This is a genomic window from Mesorhizobium argentiipisi (SeqCode) (genome assembly GCF_037179585.1).
Lineage (GTDB): Bacteria > Pseudomonadota > Alphaproteobacteria > Rhizobiales > Rhizobiaceae > Mesorhizobium > Mesorhizobium argentiipisi.
The window spans coordinates 20,864-39,672 of the sequence record NZ_JAPYKO010000005.1; the positions used below are offsets into that span (position 1 = coordinate 20,864).

Genomic DNA, 18,809 nt, shown 5'->3' on the forward strand with positions numbered 1-18,809 from the left:
CTTCAATACTTTCTTATGCACGAAACGTTTCTGTCCGATGGCGTACTCAACCGACAAGGACAAGCCGAGCCGTTAAACATCGATCGCTCTAAAGTGCCGAACAATGGCTTCTTCGATGCTTAAAGCCGCCAACAAGGATGTTTTTGGGTTATCTGGCAAAGGCTTGTTTTGAAGCTCAATCGAGAAACTGCCAAAAGCACCTGTCGCCACTACTCGATGGAGGTTCGTAGTCGCATTAGGGTCTGCAATTAATACGACGCTGGTTGCATCGAAGCCGATGCCAGCGAGGGCGATCGCAGCGGTCACATTAGCGTTTTTGGGATAAAGTCGTGCAGCCTGCTCTGCATTGCCTTTAAATATTACTGTCGGCTGGCTAAGAGACGCCAAGTCAACTGCATCCGCTGCCGGTGTACCCGTCCAGGCGTTGGGTGGTTTGGTTCCGGTATATGCGACGGAGCTTAGTCCCGCGCTTCTTGCCGATCTCAGGACATCAAGCCCCCCAATGGCACCTGATACTGCAGTTAGGCGACTACCTCCCTTTGTCGCGGCGGCTTCAAGGCTGTCAAGCAGTGTCTTGTCACTCAGACTGCCCACGGAAACGATGATCGTGTCGATTCCTTTTTGCAACAATGCGGGGACGAAGTCACGGACAGCGTCGTGACTTGCGCATTCAACAACGAGTGAGGGATGCCAATCGATCAGTTCCGCAACGTCATTGAAGAGCCTCACGCCGCCCAGTTCGCTCGGCGCCGGGGCGAACTCCATAGGGACCAACGTCGCTGCTACTCCAAAATGATCTCCAGACCTACGAAACGACGCCTGCAAGCTGCGTACCATCGCTCCAAAACCAATAACGGCGATGCGCCTTCTATCGTTACGCAAAACAGATCCTCCGAAGAATTACGCGATGGTGTGGGCAAGGATTGGTAGACGGGGGCCCAACTTCACGTAGGTCTGCTTGGTCTCCATGTATTCATGAAGCGCGTCCAGGCCGTTCTCACGGCCGAAACCGCTTTGCTTGACGCCACCTTGCGGCAGCTGCACGGCCCCCTCCAGATAGGTGTTGGCAAAAACGGTCCCTGATTTCAGCTTCCGCGTGGTCAGAAGAACCTTGTCGATGTCCTTGCTCCACACGCCGTTTGCCAACCCATATTCTGTGAGATTAGCAAGGCTAATTGCCTCTTCCAGGCTTTTGAATCTTGTGACGCATAGAACCGGTCCAAATATCTCCTCTCGGAAAACTCGCATGTCTGCCGTGACTTCTGTCAGGATGGTCGGACTAATGAAATAGCCGTCATCGTACTCCTGACCGCGAAGACGCTGTCCGCCACAAATCACGACAGCCCCTTCCTTTTGGCCTTCTGCAATATAAGCAAGGACTTTGTGCATGTGGCTTTCGTGAATAAGCGCACTCATGTCGGCCTGCTCATCCGTGGGATGGCCGACATTGATCAGCTTGGCACGCTCCGCAAGTTTCGACACGAAGTCATCGGCAATGCTGTCCTCAATGATCAAGCGCGCTCCGGCTGCGCAGACCTCGCCCTGATTGAAGACAAAACCAAAAAGGATGCCATCCAGTGCGGCGTCGAGATCCGCATCGGCAAACACGATGTTCGCACCTTTTCCTCCAAGCTCCAACGCAACGCGTTTTACGCTCTCGCCACATTTTGCGCCGATCCGTCGTCCGACGGCAGTGGATCCGGTGAACGAGATCATCGAAACATCCGGGTGGCCGGTGAGAGCTTCACCCACGATCGCACCGTTGCCTGTCACAACGTTGATAACACCCGGAGGAATACCGGCTTTCGTCGCCAGCTTCGCGATTTCCAGGGCGGTGCTGGAGGTCAGTTCCGATGGCTTGATAACCACAGTGCAGCCGGCAGCGAGCGCGTAGGGAAGTTTCTGGAAAAGGCAGACCAGCGGAAAGTTCCACGGTACGATCATTCCAACGACCCCGGACGGTTCTTTCGTGACGAGACCAAGTACTCCAGGACCCAACTGCGTATGCGCTTCACCTTTCGCCGTGACGGCAAGCGAGGCCGCAAAACGGGTCATTTCAACAACCATTGCAAGCTCATGGACGGACATCTTTATTGCTTTAGATGCCTCTTCCGCCTCCAGCCGGACGAGATGGTCCGCATCGTCAGCGATCAAGTCGGCAAATTTATTGAGCAACTTAGCGCGGGCGGAACCGGTGAGATCCGCCCAGTCCTCGCGATGGAATGCTCTCACCGCTGCCGAGACGGCGTCATCAACATCTTTCGGCGTGCCGTCCGAAAAGCGTGCAAGCAGTGATCCATTCACCGGTGAATGCCGGTCGATCAAGTTTTGTGAGGGATCAAACAGCACGCCGTCGATAAAATGGCCGTAAATACGGGGCGAAAGATGGGATTGGGTCTGCAGCAAGATGGGCCTCCATCGGAAATCAATTCCAGTAAGTCATCGTCAAAAGTCGAAATGCCGGCTGTCTCAACAACCTGCCTGAATGCATCCCGCCGAGAACAGAAAGTGCTTCTAATTGGCTACAACACGCACGAATTCGGGCGGGGCGTACACGCCAACCACATCACCCACCTGCCGATCGCATCGATCTGTGACCGCAATGAAACGGGTTTCTCCCGCCGTCAGATATACGTTGGTGGTCTGACCCAATGGTTCGACAAAATCCACGACCGCACGCGCAGAGCCGGTAGAACCTGGTTGGACAAGCTTCAAATGTTCAGGTCGGATGCCGGCGCTGAACTGACCTGTTGAATCTAGTCTACCCGCGATCAAAGACTGCTCGTCATCGGGAATAGAGTCTACAAATTCTTGTATCTGACAGGTCGGACGACCCGGCTTCTTCAGAGATGCAGGAAAAAGGTTCATAGGTGGCGATCCCATAAAGTCCGCCACAAAGCGTGTCAGAGGCCTGTCATAGATTTCTAGCGGTGATCCGACCTGTACCATGTCGCCTCTCCGCATAACCGCTATGCGATCGGCCATGGACATAGCCTCGATCTGGTCGTGGGTTACATAGATAGTCGTGATCCCGAGGTCGGAGACAAGCTTCTTGATCTCCGTCCTCATGACTGCGCGAAGCTTAGCGTCAAGATTCGAAAGTGGCTCATCCATCAGGAAGACCTTGGGATTTCTAACCAGAGCTCGAGCAAGCGAAACGCGCTGCCGTTGACCACCGGAAAGCTGAAAGGGCTTGCGGCTAAGGTAATCGGCAATCCCGAGCCTACCGGCTGTTTCCTCGACCTTTCTGCGGCGATCGGCCTGTGGCACCTTACGAATCTTCAACGGAAACGCGATGTTCTCGAAAACCGTCATGTTCGGGTATAGCCCATAGTCTTGGAATGCCATCGCGATGTCGCGATGTCGGGGCTCTGCAAAGGTCACGTCTTTGCCATTAATATGAATGGAGCCGGATGTAGGCAATTCTAGCCCTGCGACCATTCGCAGTGTGGTCGTTTTCCCGCAGCCTGACTCGCCCAGCATGACGAAAAACTCACCATCGGCAATATCAACCGACACCCCATTGACGACGGTAACGACGCCGAACCGCTTTTGCACGTTCCTGATCTGAATGCCCACGATAACCTCCTTTAGCCCCTTACCGCGCCTAGCGTCAGGCCGCGAACGAGATAGCGTTGCATCAGCAGAACAAGCACGACGACAGGCAGTGACATGATGACCCCCGCCGCTGAGGCCATGCCCCACGCAATGGATTTTGCGTTTAAAGTATTTGCCGCTATGACCGGCAGCGTTTTGGCCGCATTCGATGTCAGCATCGACGCCAAGAGAAACTCGTTCCAGGCAAACATGAAAACGATGACCATGGTCGCGGCCAGCCCCGGTAACAGCAGGGGCAACATCACTCGCCAAAAAGCTTCAAGCCTTGAACAACCGTCGATCAACGCGGCTTCTTCGATTGACTGCGGAATGTCCTGAATGAAGACGCGCATGACCCAAACCACAAAAGGGAGACCGGAAAGGGCATATGCGGCGATAAGCAACCAGTAAGTATCGAACACACCAAGCCAGCGAGCCAGGATGAACATCGGAACAACGCTAACGATCGGCGGCAACATGCGGATTGATAAAACTTCGAACGCGATCAACTGTTTGTTTCTTATATCGAATCGTGCCAGCGCATAGGCGGCAAGCGTTCCGCAGACCATTGCCAGACATGTGGACAAACCTACTATGACTGCGCTGTTGATGAACATTTTCACTATGCCAAGTTCTTCGACCAGCTTGACATAGTTTTGCAGACTCGGAGCGAAAACCCATACCGGCGGGTACGCTGTAATACTCTGGTCGCTTTTCAAAGAGGCAGTGACCATCCAAAAAATCGGGAAAGCAAAAAAAGCAGTGGCAAGAAGCGCCAGCATGTAGACAAGGATCATCTTGGAGAAGCGGCCAATAGGGGCTCGATGTACGGACATTGACAACTCCTACCGGCCTTCTTTTTCGGAAATGATACGTGTGAAACCGGAGAGCTTCGTAAAGATCAAAATAATGACAGTGAGGATCACGAGGGTGATCCACGACAACGCGGAGCCGTAGCCAAGATCAAAAACTCGGAAGTTTACTCTCTGCAGATAAACGCTAACGAGGTCGGTTGCGAAATCGGGACCTCCTCGAGTCATAATGAATGCAGCGTCATATGTCCGGAAAGCATCCACGATGCGCAGGAGGGTTGCGATAACGATGACCGGTCTGAGGAGCGGCAAGGTTATTGAGAAAAATACCCTTATGGCACCCGCCCCGTCGATCGCGGCAGCCTCAAACGGACTCTTTGGCAACGAAGAAATGCCGGCAAAGACGATAAGAAACATAAAGGGCGTCCATTGCCAAATATCCACGAGCACAATTGACAGGAGCGCGGTGTTTGATGAGGAAGTCCATAGCTGCGGCTGCAAGCCAATGACGGTTAGAATGTAGTTGAGCACTCCGAGATCCGGCATCATCATGACACGCCACACAATCCCAACCGCGATTGGCGTAATCAACATCGGAATCAATATAATCGTGCGTAACAAGAAAAATCCGGGATAACGCATATTGAAGAGCAGGGACAACAGCACAGCGAGTATCAGTGACGACGTCACACTCAGTGTGACGAAAACAAAAGTGAGCCCCAGGGCATGCCAATATTGCAGATCGAAAAATGCCTTGGCGTAGTTTCCCAGGCCTACGAAGCGAGCAACGCCGCCGTGCGAGGGGTTGTAGTCCGTCAGTGAAATGTAAAGCGAATACACCATCGGGAAAAAACCGACGACGTTCATCAGAACGAAAGCCGGAGTGAGAAGCAACAAGCCGGCGCGGCGCTCCCCTGCCCTCTGCGCCTTATCGCCACCCACTTCTGCCGTCGAAATTGAATCCGTCATGCTCACGACGATTCCCCGTACACGAGAGGAATGACCTCCAGGGGCCATTCCTCTATACATTTTGTGCGAACTTAGCGGATAACACCCTGGACGCGAACTTCGGCGTCCTTCATCGCTTGTTCAGGGGTCTTTCTGCTGAGGACGGCGGCTAAAATTTCTTCGTATAAAACGCGCTGCACTTCAACCGCGTTCGGAGCTCGATAAGGGGTCAACGCGATCGTAGTGGTCCCTCGCTTCTTGAAATCCTCGTACACATTCAGAGACGGAATTTTTGCCCGCACTGCCGGATTTTCAAGTTGCGACTTCAGCACAAGATTTGTCTCGCCGTTCTCCAGAAAGAGCCTGTAGCCCTCGCCCTTCAGCATCCAATCCAGGAATTTGTAGGCCTCGCCCGGATTCGTCGAAAATGCACTGACAGCCAGTGAAAGGCCGCCGGTCATTTGCTGCTGGTATTTCTCACTTGGAACGGCTGCATATCCAATTTTGCCCTTCAATGGGCCGTTCTCCATGCCAGCGAACACATCCGACCAGCTGATGAACATCGCGGCTTTTCCCTGCGAGAAAAGCGAGACGCCATCAGGATAATCGAGACCTTCGGCACCTTTCGGCGCAAACGGGAGCACTTCCTTAATTCGCTCGATGGCCCTTGCACCCTGGCCCTCCGAATTGAACACCGGCCGGAGCTCGCTGTCCAGCACGCCATCGTCGTCCGGACCCAGCTTTGTCATGCTCATCAGACGGGTCGCCCAGTCCCCCGACATGTGAGCGTCCTGGCCGCCGAGCAGCAAGATATTGCCAGCAACTTCATCGGTGTGAAGCGCCTCAGCGCATTTTCGATAATCGTCCCAGTTCGTGGGCACCGAAAGGCCCTTGGCCTCGAACAAATCCTTTCTATAGACGAAGATCGGAGTCGAAAGCGTCATCGGTATGCCGAAATTTTTGCCGTCATACTGCAGATATTTCAAAGACGCCGGGGCGACATTTTCGTACTTCAAGGGCGGAAGTGATGGATCATCAGCTTTGATATCATCAACCGCTTTCACCCACTTATTAACAAGAAACTGATGAGAAAACATATTATCCAAGACTAAGAGATCGTAGGTCGAGGAACCTTGCGACATCTCAACCAGCAGCTTTTCATAGTGCTCATTTTGAGGAATTTCTTCGGCTGTGATTTCCGCATCGGTATAAACCTTCGGGATTACCTTTGCCAAGACATCGCAAAAAAGCAGATTCGTATTCAGAATGTTGAGGCTTTTGCCACTAGCGGCACGCGCTCCAGACGAACTGAGATTATAGGCGGCGAACAGCGCAGCAGCAGCCTTCAAGGCCGTTCGGCGGCTCATTTCCCAATGATTGATACCGTTAGACATGTATGCCTCCACCATTGTTCCCGTATGGTTTATGACTGTCGTGACATTCCTGTGCGAGCCAGGTGGCGCCGTCTTCTGCGGCTACCATCCGAAATGCAGCACCGCTATCGCGGCTATATTCCGTTGCTCCATGTGTACTGGCCGTCCCGGAAGCTTGGGTCACCGCAGCCTGATCAAGGTAACCATGCAACCTGCTATCAGACAATGGTAAAATCCAACAAAACATTGGACTAAGTGCTTCTGTCGCGTCAACCACAGGTCGACCCCCGAATCTTCTTACCCAAACGGCAGATGGTCTCGGAGGAAGCTAACATGCCGGGTTCCTGCGGCATTCCGTCGGCTCAGCGGGAGCCGAAATTACAGCCAGATCGTGTCGGCGATGATCTCGGCAGGAAAGACGATGGGGCTTGTAGCTGACAGCGGGCGTATGCATGCTGCGCGTCTGGTGGCGAAAATCCTGGAGCTTGGTTTGTGTCCCGAGCTGCCGCAGTGAGCTAACCAGGCCTGCTGTGCTTCCCCGGGCCTTTCGATTTTCAGAGAGGACGCGCTGCCATTCCTCGTCACTGCATTCGGCGACCGGCCAATATGTGACGATGCCAGTGCTGTTAACAAGAATGCCGATCCGCCCGTAGTCACTGCTCAATTCAGCCGGCACAACGTGATTTCAACGTTCAACGGCGGGTTCTAAGGCGTCTCCTCGAGCGAAGACCAGGCGAGATCCTACGATAGACCTAAGCGGTCTTGTGCCTGAAACCATGGGAAAATGTAACGCGCGGCGCAGGATTTGATGGGCCAGTAAGCAATATCTCGCCTACGCTCCACAAGTGCCACCGGTACGTCCTCCAACGCTGCTTTCCCAGCTGCGAACTCACCCAGAAGCCGACCGAGGTTTTGAGCTAGATTGAGACCGCGGGTCGAAAACCCGACGAGCGAGAACACGTTGGCTCCAAGCCGCAAGACATGGGGGAGGTGTGATTCAGACATCGCGCAAAACCCTTCCCAGTAGGCCTCCAGGGCGACGTCTTGCTCCGATAACTGCGGGTAGAGGAGTTTCAGTCGGGTGCGAGCGTGACTTTCACCGTAGCGTCTGCTGTTGCCAAGTGCGAACACAGCCCCTCCCGTGATTAACCGGCCCTCGGCATCTAGCCTGCCGAATCCGCCAGACTTACGGCGATCTGAAAAGCACATCTGGGTTTTCAAGATAGATGCCCGAAGCTCTTTGCGCAGCGGCTTGGTTGCAACCTGATAAAGATTAACAGGGATTGCAGAGCGCTGTACTTCTTTAAAGACATCCTCAGTGTAGCCGCCGGTGGCGATAAGGATGATGCTCGCTTTCACCCGTAGTTCGCCGCAAACCGCGACCGGCAGGGTAGTCGTTTGTTCGATCCTTTGCATTGGCGTATTCTCAAAAATACGAACACCCGCCTTCACCGCTACCCGTGCAAGCCCCAGCGCCAAGCCGTAGGGGTTGACAGAGCCGCCGGTCGGGTTCGACCAGCCACCGACGTAGCCAACGGCGCCAAGGAGGTCGTGGGTATCAGCAGCGGAGTGCCACTCGACCGGCGCTCCGAAAGCCTTCCATTCTTCATAGGCGCGCCGAACCTTTGGCAGTGAGTGTTGTGAGTGCGCCGGCTGCATCCAGCCATTTTGCGCAGACGAGCAGTTGATTTGAAATTCAGCCGCTTGCCGGAAAACCATGTCCGAGCCTGCTACGACCAGTTCGCAAAGAGCCTGCGCTTTCTTCGCACCGAGGATCGACGCAACGTCTGAAGGTGTCATCGTCCCCGGGAAATGTGGGATGCTATTGCCGCCGTTTCTTCCGGATGCACCCGCGCCCACAGTTCGCGCATCGACAAGAACAACGCTGGCACCATGGCGTGCTGCATGGATTGCGGCGTTCAGACCACAAAACCCACCTCCAATCACCAAAACGTCGGCAATTTGGTCTTCTTCCAATGTGGGGAAGCGGATGATCGGCTCGGCGAGGGTCTTGCTCCAAATAACCGATTGCATCGACGGATCGATTAGGCCCGCAATGGACATCAGAAGATCCTCTAGCCATTCAAGATGGTGCAGTGCTCTTCAACAATGACGTGATGAACTGGGTTCTATGAGGCGCTCGATACGGCGCGGGCCCATGTCCTACTTTTTCGCCTCAATCGACGCGAACGAAGATTGGCCCCCGTTCGATCACTGGGTCTAGAATACCGGTTGAGAGTTCGTCTGCGGCATCGAAAAGACCAGGAGGGTTTCGATGTGGTGCGGGGTATTGCAGTTCGGCTTTCATCTCATCGGAATATAAATAAGCACCTGCGAGCAACGTGGAGAGGAGATAAAAGGTCTCGTTGTCCTGCGCCTCCAATTCACGAAGCCGGTCCCACATCTGTTCCGAAGGGATCGCCGACAGCTCGCCGAGGATTGCCGTCAGTGTGGCGAAGTGTTTGTCGAGGATTGCCGCCGCGCGGGTAACGAGACTTTCGAACTTTGCGAGGCCGCTACCGGACGGATTTCCGTTGGCGGCCGGTATCAAAGTGTCGGCAACAACCCGCAGCGTTTGCATTTCCCTGTCGGTGAAGTTGCGAGGAGGAGCCTGCCGGGGCATGGAAACGGAAAGGCGCTCATTTGTGTGGGCTTGCTGAACAGTAACCATCGTCAATTTGCCTCGTTTAAAGTCGCGATAAGCTGTTTTGCGTTGCGTAGCGCGAGCGCCGCAATCGTGCTGGTCGGGTTCGCGGCGCCGCCGGTCACGAATATGCTCCCGTCGGAGATGACCAGATTGGGGACGTCATGAGCTCGGCCATATTCGTCAACCACGGAGGTCTTGGCATCTTGACCCATCCTGCCGGTTCCGAGCAGGTGCCCGGGCTCGCCTTTCAAGTCAACGATCTCAACAAGCTTCTTTGCCCCTGCCACCTTATGAATTTCAACAAGCTTCCCCATGACGTAGCTGCGCATCTTCAACGTATTTTCGCTGTACCGATAGCTGATTTTTGGTGCGGGAATACCATCACCATCGCAAAGATCGGGATCCAGGGTAACCCGATTGCTTTCTTCTGGCAGGTCGTCGATATTTGCCCCCCAGAAGATCGCGTTCCGTGCATCCCGAATGACGTGATGGAAGTTCGCACCCCAAAGCGCATCGAATGGCAAAAGCCTGTGGGGGTCGATACCATTGAACAGCAGCCCAGGCGTTGGACAGGCATGCAATTTCGGACCACGCACGAAGCCGCGAGAACGATCAGTTTCAAAGAACTGCATTGAACTGATGACGGACCCGACAGGACCGCGCCAGGATTCCAGATCCTCGTCATAGTAGCCGATAACGGTACAATTCGGGTGCAGCATCAGGTTTTTGCCCACCAGTCCGGATGAATTGGCCAGCCCATGAGGATGCTGCTCGCTCGCCGAAAGCAGAAGCAGCCTTGGCGTGCCGATGCCATTGGCGCAAACAACGACCTGTTTGGCCCGGGTGTGATACTGCGTTCCCTTGCTGATCCACGCAGCACCCGTCGCAGCACCGCTCTCATTTGTCGTAATCCTGGAAACACGAGCACCGGTGACCAACTTAGCGTCAGCTTTGATGGCCGCGGGCCAATATGCCATGTCGAACGACGCTTTGGCACCTTCGGGACACCCTTGTATGCAGGTGCCCCAACGCGCGCATGCTGCAAGCGAGCCAATCTTTTGGCTGGGGATCGCATTTGCGTGTGGCCACCAATGCCAGCCCAACTCGTTCATTGCCTCTGCGGCTTTCAAGCCAAGCTTGCCGAGGGGCATCGGGGGCAACTTAGGCGAAAGTCCTTCGGGATAAGCCGTGTCGCCTTCCACGCCGGACACACCGATAAAATCGTCGACCTCGTCGTAGAATGGAGCAAGCTTGTCATAGCTAATCGGCCAATCGTCGGCGACGCCATCAAGAGTACGAACGCGAAAATCCGACGGTGCAAGCCGAGACCAGAGAGCGCTATAGTGGATGGTGGAACCGCCAACCGCATTGTACATCGATGGCGCAAGATCGGTATCGGAGACGTTCAAAGGATAGTCAGCCGGATTTCCCCGGCGATTTGGTTCAGCCTGCCAATGACCCCGGGCAACGAGTTCCCACATGTCGTGGTTGGCGGCATAATCCGACGAAAGCGCGTAGTCTCCCTGCTCCAGACAAATGACCCTGAAACCTGCCATAGCGAGTGTATGTGCGGTTATCGCCCCCGACGGCCCAGAGCCGATAATTACCGCATCATAAACATCTTCTTCCAGAGCCGCGTCCATTGTCCTACCCATATGGTGTCCTCTTGCCACTTCCCGGTCCCCGCTTCCAGCGACCATGGCATTGAGGAGAGCGAAACTGGACTGAGCGTCGTCGCTCAAGCGTTTCGAAGTTCTAATGACGAGTGGACGGTAGCGACAGTCGATCATCGGAGACAATAGAAAAATCTAATTAATCCTTGGACATTTCTGCATTGGCCAGGCCATGGGCCTGCGGAGGCAGCGACCTGACCGGCCCGATCACTTTCGATTAAGAGGCGACGTCGTCTAAACCAGCCTCAACCGATGCAGTGACTATTTCTCCCTTGTCAGCGATAGCCGATATCGATCACGGTGAGACCGGTGGTCAATCGCGAGACGCAACTGCACATGTATTGGTTTTCGTGTTTTTCTCGATCGCTGAAGACAGTGGTCGACCGTTGTTCCCTCCTCCAGTTGAAGAATTTTGACCGCGCAAAGCCCGCATTCGCCACGTTGACAGTCGTAGATCATCTCGATCCCTGCGCTCATCAGCGCATCGAGCAAGGACTGGTCCGGCCGAGCCTGTACGGAACATGGTTTATCGACGATGGAGAGATCAACGAATTCGACAAAGTGAAGCAGTTATATTACCTTATCGACAAGTACTATAAGACTCACAAAGATGTTCAATTTTATGCTGATCGCCTTAAAGTTTCCGCATCAAATCTAAACAAAATCTCGGTTTCATCAACTGGAAAGAGCGTGTACGCAAACGTAAAGTAGAGGATTATGGAGCAATCACGGTCCTACCTGTCAAATACAAATCTAAGCGTTAAAGAAATATCCTACCGGCTTGGCTACGATGACTCCGCCTATTTTACCCGGTTTTTTACGACCAATGCTGGCGTTTCTCCAACCGAGTTCCGACGCCTGTCTGCTCGATCCTCTACATAGCCATGACTGCCGAGGTGCAGAGAGTCCGTTTTGAAATTCTCGAATGAGCGTTTCGGCGGATGAGATTGCCGCCCACTGCGACAAGGATCATGGCTTGCGAGACTTCGATGCGTTGCTCGTAGTCGCGCACGAGGCACGCCATCTTGTCATCCAGCCGTAGGTCCGCTCGACGAGCCGGCGGCACCCACGATCGCCTGAGCGCCGGCACTGTCGGAGATATCGGCGGTGGTAAGGTTGACCATCAGGAGCCGCCCATCCGTATCGGTAGCAATGTGTCGCTTACGGTCGACAATCTTCTTGCCGGCGTCGTAACACCTTGTTTAGCTTGCGGAGCTTTGACCGACTGGCTGTCGATCACGCCAGCCGTGGGACTGGCCTCGCGCCCGGCTCGCACGCGATCCAGCATCAGCGCCACATCGTGGATAGTCTGGAACAGAAAGCGCCGCGCAAAGTCGCGGAACCAGCCGTAGTCGAGATGGATGGGGCAGCGATCGCCTTCAAGAGCCCTAGGCAAGCGAGCGAGAAGGGTATCGCAACGGTGCACCAGTTTGGTGGAACGTTTCCACTGATGAGCATCGGTCGATCCTTCTTCGTAGGTGTCGAACCCACTAGACGTTTCGGTCCATTCAAGGTCTACGATCGGAAGACGGCAAACGAGATCGCAGTGCGAGCCGTCAGAGAGTTCGGGATCACTCGAATCGATGATGGCGACCGCCTGGTAGGGGGACTGTCTGGGGGGGACGCCAGTCCTTAGCGATCGCTCGCGCGGTCCACTTCGGTGCGCGTGTTCTCATACTGGACGAACCCACGGCCGCACTTGGGGTGAAGGAAGCTGCCCACGTGCTGCGGATTGTGCTCCAGGCCAGAAAGCGTGGCCTTGCGGTTATCTTCATCACCCACAACGTGGTTCATGCGCTAACGGTAGGGGACCACTTTGCCGTCCTGATCCGAGGTGCGAAGGCCGCAGACTTCCGTCGAGGCGAGAAGTCACGTGAAGAAATCACCGATCTCATGGCAGGGGGGAAGCGATGGCCGAGCTCGAAGCCGAAATCGAAAGTCATATGCAAATCCAATAGCAGTTCAAAGCCAGACATATACAACAGTTGCCCCTGCGCTGGTTTGTCAATCGGTTTGTGGGAAAATGGAGACTGTAATGGCAGAGGAGGCCGAGCTCGACTATCTCGTGCATTCGCAAGCGGCATCGACGGCGCTGGCCGAGAACTATGTCGGCCTTCCCTACTGACCGGCGGGAACTGTCAAACCCGTTCAAGGGCGATGGCTATCCCCTGGCCAACGCCGATGCACATAGTGGCCAAGGCATAGTTGCGGCCGCGCTCGCGAAGCTCGAGTGCCGCCGTGCCGGTGATGCGGGCGCCCGACATGCCGAGCGGATGGCCAAGCGCGATGGCGCCGCCATTCGGATTGACGTGCTCCGCGTCCTCGGCGATGCCGAGTTGGCGGAGCACGGCGATGCCTTGGGAGGCGAAGGCTTCGTTGAGTTCGATCACGTCGAACTGCTTCGGCGTCAGGCCGAGGCGCGCGCATAGTTTTCGCGTCGCCGGCGCAGGGCCGATGCCCATGATGCGCGGCGCGACGCCGGCGGCGGCACCGCCGAGGATGCGAGCGATCGGCTCCAGGCCGTATTTCTTCGCAGCGGCTTCCGAGGCGATGATGAGGGCTGCAGCGCCGTCATTGACGCCGGACGCATTGCCGGCCGTCACCGTGCCACCTTGCCGGAACGGCGTCGGTAGCTTGGCCAGCGCTTCGATCGTCGTGCCCGTGCGCGGGTGTTCATCCTTCGACACAAGCAGAGGATCGCCCTTGCGCTGTGGGATCGTCACCGAAGTGATCTCCTTCGCCAGCCGGCCATTGGCCTGAGCGGCCACAGCCTTGTCCTGGCTGCGCACGGCGAAGGCGTCCTGGTGGGCGCGCGACACCGAAAAATCCTCGGCGACGTTCTCACCGGTCTCGGGCATGGAATCGACGCCATATTGCTTCTTCATCAGCGGATTGATGAAGCGCCAACCGATGGTGGTGTCGTAAATCTCGGCATTGCGCGAAAAGGCCGTATCGGCTTTCGGCATGACGAAGGGCGCCCGGCTCATCGATTCCACGCCGCCGGCAATCATCAACTCGGCGTCACCGGCCTTGATGGCGCGCGCCGCTATCGTGACGGCATCCATGCCGGAGCCGCAGAGGCGGTTGACGGTCGAGCCGGAAATGTCCTGGGGCAGGCCGGCTAGCAGCAGCGCCATGCGCGCCACGTTGCGGTTGTCCTCACCGGCCTGGTTGGCGCAGCCATAGACGACGTCGTCGACATCAGCCCAGTCGACACCGGAATTCCGTTCGACCAGGGCTTTCAGGGGTATCGCGCCGAGGTCGTCGGCACGCACAGATGACAGCGCGCCGCCGAAGCGGCCGATCGGGGTGCGGATGTAGTCGCAGATATAGGCCTCGGCCATCTATGCAGCCTTCCCTTTGGCGGTTCCCTCATGCGCTGCCTTGGTGCGGGCCTGCAGGTCGCGCAAAGTCTTCAATTCGAGTTCCGTCGGCGCCGGCGTCTCGTCAAGTGCCGCTGCGAACTTGACCGTCCAGCCACAGGTCGCCTGCACCTGTTCACGGCTGACGCCGGGATGCAGCGACACGACAGTGAACTCCTTGGTCACCGGGTCCGGCTTCCAGATGGCGAGGTCGGTGACCAAAAGCGTCGGGCCCGCGGTCTCGATGCCGAGGCGCTTGCGATGATCGCCGCCTTCGCCATGGCCGAATGAGGTGAAGAAGTCGATTGTCTCGACCATGCCGCGTTTAGACTGCGCCATGGTGATGTAGATCTTTCTCGACGAGGTGGCGATCTCTGGCGCGCCGCCGCCGCCCGGTAGCCTGGTCTTCGGATGGGCATAGTCACCGATCGCCGTCGTGTTGATGTTGCCGAACTTGTCCAGTTGGGCCGCACCGAGGAAGCCGATCGAGATGCGGCCGCCCTGCAGCCAGTAGCGGAACATCTCCGGCACCGCGACGGTGGTGACGGCGGTTTCACAGAGTTCGCCATCGCCGATCGACAGCGGCAGCACGTCGGGCGCGGTGCCGATGGTGCCGCTCTCGTAGATCAGCGTGATGTCGGGTGCGTGCGTAAGCCGCGCGACGTTGCAGGCGGCCGACGGCGCGCCGATGCCGACGAAGCAGACATCGTCGTTCTTCAGCGCCCGGCTGGCGGCAATCGTCATCATCTCGTTGGGGGTGAAACCCAGACTGCCGCTCATGCCGCTTTCCTCAGATGCTCGACGCGGGCGGCAAAGTCATCCGCCGTGCTTTCGAGGACGTTTGCCTGCATCCACGCCTGGAAGCGCTCGCGGTCCGCGGCGATCTCATCCCATTCGAGATAGGCGGCGTTGTCGCGGACATAGTAGCCATGCGCGTAGGACGGATGCGAACCGCCTGGAACGACCGATATGGCGGCAATCGTCCAGTTTGGCAACACGGTGAGGTTCGGGTGAAGATCGTCGAAGCTGTCGACCACTTCCTCGACCGTCACCACGGCGCGCTTTGCCGCTAGGGCAGCTTCCTTCTGGATGCCGATGATGCCTTCGATCAGCACATTACCTTTGCGGTCGGCCTTCTGCGCATGGATAAAGGTGACGTCGGGGCGGATGGCCGGAACGGCAGCGAGCACTTCGCCGGTGAAGGGGCAGGTGACCGATCTGATGTTCTGATTGACCGAAGCAAGACCTGCGCCGCGATAGCCACGGAAGACAGCGCAAGGCAAGCCAGCCGCACCGGCTTCATAGGCATTGGCCATGCCGGCGTGGCTATGTTCCTCGACCTCTATGGCCCGCGGAAAGCCGTTCTCGATAGCGTCGCGGGCGCGCCTGAGCAGCCCGACACCGGGATTGCCGACATAGGAGAAGATGATTTTCCTGGCCATGCCCATGCCGATCATCTGGTCGTAGATCAGGTCGGGCGTCATGCGGATCAGCGTCAGATCGCGGAAGCCCTGGCGGATGGCTTCATGCGCCGCGGCCGTCGGGATCAGATGGGTAAAGCCCTCGAAGGCAACTGTGTCGCCATCATGCAGGTTCTCGGCCACAGCCTGTTTGAGCGGCAGAAACTTGACCATCGCAGGAACTCCGGACTCAAAAAGTTCGTATTGCGAACATATGTTTACTATGAGATACTTTTATGTCGGATGGCCGCATCGAGTCAATCCCGATGCGGCAGTTGTTTGCGGAGGCCAGATGGAAGAAGAAAGCGTTTCGCGTGACCATGTCGGCTCGCTCGAACGCGGGCTGGTGGTCATGGAGATACTGGCCCGGCATCCCGCTGGCATGACGCTGACCGAAATGGCTGAAGGGGCGGGGTTGACCCGCGCTGGCGCCCGCCGGTTCCTGCTGACTCTGACCGCCACAGGCTATGCGACGCAGTCCGGCCGGCTTTTTTCCCTGTCGCCACGCCTCTTGACTGTTGCCCGGACATGGCTTGGCGGCGCTTCGCTGTGGACGTTCGCTGCGCCCATCATGCGCGAGGTGGCGGGGCGGTTCGACGAAGCCTGCAACGCGGCCGTACTGTCAGGCGAGGACGTCGTCTACGTTGCCCGCATTCCTGGCCGCCGCATCCTTAGCGTGTCGCTTGATGTCGGTACAAGGTTGCCGGCCTACTGCACGTCCATGGGGCGCGTCCTGCTAGCCGGCATGGCGCCGGATGCACTGGATGCCTTCCTCGATCAGGCAAGGATCGAGCGCAGGACACCGAAGACGATCGTCAAGCGGGGCTTGCTGGCCAAGTCCATTTACAAGGCAGAAGCCGACGGCTTTGCCATTGTCGACGAAGAGCTGGAGCTTGGCCTGCGCTCGATCGCCGTGCCGATCGGCGACCTCACCGGGCGCACCGTGGCGGCGATCAACGTCTCCACCCAGTCGGCACGGTTTTCGGTCACGGAGATGCAGCGCGAGATATTGCCTGTGCTGCTCAAGGCAAAGCAGCGTGTCGAGGAGTTTTTCTTCGTCTGACTCGCTGAGCCTCTTCCGCCTGCCCTACTCGCCGTTATTCTAATTCCCCCCAAGGTTCACCGTGCCCGTTCGAATGATGACATTGCTGTAGAACAACGTTTCGCCGGTTGCTATCACTGCAAAGGCTTTCTTTGCTCGCTCATAGAACGCAAACCTCTCGATACGCTTCAGCGCGACCTTTCTGCCGTGAAAGGCGTCGAGTTCCTTCTGGATGGGGGTGTGTGCGGGCATGATTGTGTCGGGTTCATCGATCACTTCCATGCCGACCACCGGATCGGGTTCGGAATCGTCGACATTCATAACGGAGAGGACTACCTTAAGCATGCGCTGCAGATCTACCGCCTCCATACGGATCAGCCGCACTGCGAGAGTTTGAGCGGGGAAACTGCCATCGGCGATGACGATCTCGTCGCCATGACCCAAGCTCAATCTCTCCTGCCACAAAGACGTTCGACCCGCTCCGCCAAGCGCTTGACGCCGGCGCGCGCGCCATCGACGTCGAGCGCGACTGTGCCACCCAGAAAGTTGTCGGGATTGATGCGGCCAAGCACGAGGTTTGCGTCCGTCACCGTCGACTCGGTTCCTCCCCGGCCATAGCAAATGGGACCGGGCCGCGATCGGGCGCAACGTGGCAAGCGTCCATTTGAGAACCCTTTAGAAGCGAAGGCGACGCTCGGCAGGATGGCAGAGATTTGTGGTTAACCCGGCCGATTCCCGCTACTTTGCAGTCACTCCCTCAATCAGTAGTGGCCTGGACCTATACATCGGTGGACCAAAGTTATCTGTGGTCACAAAGCCCGGTTTGGCCGCGATTACATCCGGCAAGCGATTGACAACGATCGAACAGACCATCTCTTTCGTCATTGCGTTCGGGATGTCGATCTTAATATTCGGTTCGCCTTGCAACTCCCAAAAGTTCTGATCACTTTCGCCAGGCAGGTATATTTTGCCAACACCTTCCGTTTCGAATGTGATCCCTTCTGCTGTTTCCGTAGTGGTTCGCGCGCTCATTCCAATGGCATTGCCCGGGGTGATTTCCCGACCAAGCGTCTTTGAAAAGACGGGTTCAAAATGAAAGACTGGAATACACCGCTGGATTTGGCTCGTGATGGAGAGCCCCATTTTTGAGCACAGCCAGCCATTCGCGTTCCACGTAGGAACCGGGTTGAAAAGGCCTGCCATGATCAATCGGGTGCGCTCCTCGTTTGAAACCTTATCAACCGCTGCAATTTCTTTTTCGAATGCTTCTGGAGCTAATCCGACCCCGTGATGCTCCGCCAAAGCAATACCGAAGTCGTCAGCGTTGTAGGTTGACGTTCCAGCGATTCGAACAATTCTGTTTGCCCCGCCCGCAACAGTCGTGACAAGGTGGGCCCAACATAGCTCGGGAAAGCCAGAGCCTGTAATAGTGCAGTTTCCTTTCTTCGCCGCCTCGTCGATCTCCTGCGCAAGTGTCGGTGACGAGTTCCAGGGGTAAAGCGCCTCGTCGCAAAGCGTTACGACATTCACCCCATACCTCGCGCACAACAACAGAATGTCTTTCACGTCTCGCAATAGACTGCGGGTAGCGACAATGCAGATATCCGGTCGGTTAGTCTTAAGGAATTCCTCTATGCCATCGGAAGACCTCACGGCCAATCCAAGATCTCCCTTCCCGATCCGCGTGCCGATATCCACTCCAATATTGCGCGCATTTCGGTCGAATACGGCGACTAATTCGGCTTCTTTGTCGATGACATATCGCATCAAGTACGTTGCCATCCTTCCGCTGCCAAACTGAAGAACACGAATTTTTCTTGGCACCTTGATTCTCCGACGTAGCCCGTGAAATGGGGCAACTTAGTCTTCTCCGCACCAATAATGTATATTGGATA

18 protein-coding genes and 2 pseudogenes are annotated in these 18,809 nt (G+C 56.3%); 3 read left to right on the forward strand and 17 right to left on the reverse strand.

The annotated features are described in order from the left end of the window. Positions 1-72: 72 nt before the first annotated feature. The 10 genes from O7A05_RS09880 to O7A05_RS34380 form a co-directional block, all read right to left on the reverse strand. Entirely contained in the window at positions 73-882 is an 810-nt protein-coding gene (locus O7A05_RS09880) for an aspartate dehydrogenase (RefSeq protein ID WP_337092828.1), read from the reverse strand. An 18-nt stretch (positions 883-900) separates the two neighbouring features. Next, a complete protein-coding gene (locus tag O7A05_RS09885; RefSeq protein ID WP_337092830.1) occupies positions 901-2,406 on the reverse strand; it encodes an aldehyde dehydrogenase family protein in 1,506 nt (501 codons plus the stop codon). Positions 2,407-2,514: 108 nt separating this feature from the next. Further along, the gene (locus O7A05_RS09890) at positions 2,515-3,579 is read right to left on the reverse strand and encodes an ABC transporter ATP-binding protein (protein ID WP_337092831.1); all 1,065 of its coding nucleotides are present in this window, start codon (positions 3,577-3,579) and stop codon (positions 2,515-2,517) included. Between the two features lie 11 nt (positions 3,580-3,590). Next, positions 3,591-4,433: a carbohydrate ABC transporter permease gene (locus O7A05_RS09895; protein ID WP_337092832.1), complete on the reverse strand. Its 843-nt coding sequence runs from the start codon at positions 4,431-4,433 to the stop codon at positions 3,591-3,593. 9 nt (positions 4,434-4,442) lie between these two features. After that, positions 4,443-5,378 carry a carbohydrate ABC transporter permease gene (locus O7A05_RS09900; protein WP_337093080.1) on the reverse strand — a complete coding sequence of 312 codons (936 nt, stop codon included), beginning with the start codon at positions 5,376-5,378 and terminating at the stop codon, positions 4,443-4,445. 71 nt (positions 5,379-5,449) lie between these two features. Continuing rightward, complete coding sequence (locus tag O7A05_RS09905) at positions 5,450-6,751, reverse strand: ABC transporter substrate-binding protein (RefSeq protein ID WP_337092833.1); 1,302 nt, start codon at positions 6,749-6,751, stop codon at positions 5,450-5,452. A gap of 720 nt (positions 6,752-7,471) precedes the next feature. Next, complete coding sequence (locus tag O7A05_RS09910; RefSeq protein WP_337092834.1) at positions 7,472-8,794, reverse strand: NAD(P)/FAD-dependent oxidoreductase; 1,323 nt, start codon at positions 8,792-8,794, stop codon at positions 7,472-7,474. Positions 8,795-8,906: 112 nt separating this feature from the next. Beyond that, complete coding sequence (locus tag O7A05_RS09915) at positions 8,907-9,401, reverse strand: hypothetical protein (protein ID WP_337092836.1); 495 nt, start codon at positions 9,399-9,401, stop codon at positions 8,907-8,909. 2 nt (positions 9,402-9,403) lie between these two features. Next, complete coding sequence (locus O7A05_RS09920; RefSeq protein ID WP_337092837.1) at positions 9,404-11,020, reverse strand: GMC family oxidoreductase; 1,617 nt, start codon at positions 11,018-11,020, stop codon at positions 9,404-9,406. Between the two features lie 291 nt (positions 11,021-11,311). Further along, positions 11,312-11,527 carry a 2Fe-2S iron-sulfur cluster-binding protein gene (locus O7A05_RS34380; protein ID WP_415926990.1) on the reverse strand — a complete coding sequence of 72 codons (216 nt, stop codon included), beginning with the start codon at positions 11,525-11,527 and terminating at the stop codon, positions 11,312-11,314. Between the two features lie 240 nt (positions 11,528-11,767). Here O7A05_RS34380 and O7A05_RS34385 point away from each other — a divergent pair, with 240 nt between their 5' ends. Then, positions 11,768-11,932 (forward strand): helix-turn-helix domain-containing protein, encoded by a 165-nt coding sequence (locus O7A05_RS34385; protein WP_415926987.1) that lies wholly within the window; start codon positions 11,768-11,770, stop codon positions 11,930-11,932. On the opposite strand, the pseudogene O7A05_RS09930 reads toward O7A05_RS34385, so the two are convergent. Next, positions 11,925-12,416: pseudogene (locus tag O7A05_RS09930) on the reverse strand (transposase); the annotation flags it as partial. The gene O7A05_RS34385 and the pseudogene O7A05_RS09930 overlap by 8 nt on opposite strands. A gap of 12 nt (positions 12,417-12,428) precedes the next feature. On the opposite strand from O7A05_RS09930, the pseudogene O7A05_RS09935 reads away from it, so the two are divergent. After that, positions 12,429-13,008 (forward strand): annotated as a pseudogene (locus tag O7A05_RS09935) (ATP-binding cassette domain-containing protein); the annotation flags it as partial. A gap of 180 nt (positions 13,009-13,188) precedes the next feature. Here the strand turns inward: O7A05_RS09935 and pcaF are convergent. The 3 genes from pcaF to O7A05_RS09950 are packed head-to-tail and all read right to left on the reverse strand — an operon-like array spanning position 13,189 to position 16,046. Beyond that, positions 13,189-14,394 (reverse strand): 3-oxoadipyl-CoA thiolase, encoded by a 1,206-nt coding sequence (gene pcaF, locus O7A05_RS09940; RefSeq protein ID WP_337092840.1) that lies wholly within the window; start codon positions 14,392-14,394, stop codon positions 13,189-13,191. Next, positions 14,395-15,192, reverse strand: a complete 798-nt coding sequence (locus O7A05_RS09945) for a CoA-transferase subunit beta (RefSeq protein WP_337092841.1) — start codon at positions 15,190-15,192, stop codon at positions 14,395-14,397. After that, positions 15,189-16,046, reverse strand: a complete 858-nt coding sequence (locus O7A05_RS09950; RefSeq protein ID WP_337092843.1) for a CoA transferase subunit A — start codon at positions 16,044-16,046, stop codon at positions 15,189-15,191. Before O7A05_RS09950 ends, O7A05_RS09945 begins: the two co-directional genes overlap by 4 nt. A gap of 118 nt (positions 16,047-16,164) precedes the next feature. On the opposite strand from O7A05_RS09950, the gene O7A05_RS09955 reads away from it, so the two are divergent. Then, on the forward strand, positions 16,165-16,935 hold the full coding sequence (locus O7A05_RS09955; RefSeq protein ID WP_337092844.1) for an IclR family transcriptional regulator domain-containing protein: 771 nt from the start codon (positions 16,165-16,167) through the stop codon (positions 16,933-16,935). A 39-nt stretch (positions 16,936-16,974) separates the two neighbouring features. On the opposite strand, the gene O7A05_RS09960 is transcribed toward O7A05_RS09955, so the two are convergent. The 3 genes from O7A05_RS09960 to O7A05_RS09970 all read right to left on the reverse strand — a co-directional run bounded on the left by O7A05_RS09960 (position 16,975) and on the right by O7A05_RS09970 (position 18,738). Continuing rightward, on the reverse strand, positions 16,975-17,358 hold the full coding sequence (locus O7A05_RS09960) for an RbsD/FucU family protein (protein WP_337092845.1): 384 nt from the start codon (positions 17,356-17,358) through the stop codon (positions 16,975-16,977). 2 nt (positions 17,359-17,360) lie between these two features. After that, positions 17,361-17,570 carry a hydantoinase/oxoprolinase family protein gene (locus O7A05_RS09965; protein WP_337092846.1) on the reverse strand — a complete coding sequence of 70 codons (210 nt, stop codon included), beginning with the start codon at positions 17,568-17,570 and terminating at the stop codon, positions 17,361-17,363. 82 nt (positions 17,571-17,652) lie between these two features. Continuing rightward, on the reverse strand, positions 17,653-18,738 hold the full coding sequence (locus O7A05_RS09970; protein ID WP_337092847.1) for an NAD(P)H-dependent amine dehydrogenase family protein: 1,086 nt from the start codon (positions 18,736-18,738) through the stop codon (positions 17,653-17,655). Positions 18,739-18,809 lie beyond the last annotated feature (71 nt).

What these genes read in the sequence shown, in the direction of transcription:
- O7A05_RS09895 (WP_337092832.1), bottom strand. Translation starts at nt 4,433, where the DNA reads ATGTCCGTACATCGAGCCCCTATTGGCCGCTTCTCCAAGATGATCCTT.
- O7A05_RS09900 (WP_337093080.1), bottom strand. Translation starts at nt 5,378, where the DNA reads ATGACGGATTCAATTTCGACGGCAGAAGTGGGTGGCGATAAGGCGCAG.
- O7A05_RS09905 (WP_337092833.1), bottom strand. Translation starts at nt 6,751, where the DNA reads ATGTCTAACGGTATCAATCATTGGGAAATGAGCCGCCGAACGGCCTTG.
- O7A05_RS09910 (WP_337092834.1), bottom strand. Translation starts at nt 8,794, where the DNA reads ATGTCCATTGCGGGCCTAATCGATCCGTCGATGCAATCGGTTATTTGG.
- O7A05_RS09915 (WP_337092836.1), bottom strand. Translation starts at nt 9,401, where the DNA reads ATGGTTACTGTTCAGCAAGCCCACACAAATGAGCGCCTTTCCGTTTCC.
- O7A05_RS09920 (WP_337092837.1), bottom strand. Translation starts at nt 11,020, where the DNA reads ATGGACGCGGCTCTGGAAGAAGATGTTTATGATGCGGTAATTATCGGC.
- O7A05_RS34380 (WP_415926990.1), bottom strand. Translation starts at nt 11,527, where the DNA reads ATGAGCGCAGGGATCGAGATGATCTACGACTGTCAACGTGGCGAATGC.
- O7A05_RS34385 (WP_415926987.1), top strand. Translation starts at nt 11,768, where the DNA reads ATGGAGCAATCACGGTCCTACCTGTCAAATACAAATCTAAGCGTTAAA.
- pcaF (WP_337092840.1), bottom strand. Translation starts at nt 14,394, where the DNA reads ATGGCCGAGGCCTATATCTGCGACTACATCCGCACCCCGATCGGCCGC.
- O7A05_RS09945 (WP_337092841.1), bottom strand. Translation starts at nt 15,192, where the DNA reads ATGAGCGGCAGTCTGGGTTTCACCCCCAACGAGATGATGACGATTGCC.
- O7A05_RS09950 (WP_337092843.1), bottom strand. Translation starts at nt 16,046, where the DNA reads ATGGTCAAGTTTCTGCCGCTCAAACAGGCTGTGGCCGAGAACCTGCAT.
- O7A05_RS09955 (WP_337092844.1), top strand. Translation starts at nt 16,165, where the DNA reads ATGGAAGAAGAAAGCGTTTCGCGTGACCATGTCGGCTCGCTCGAACGC.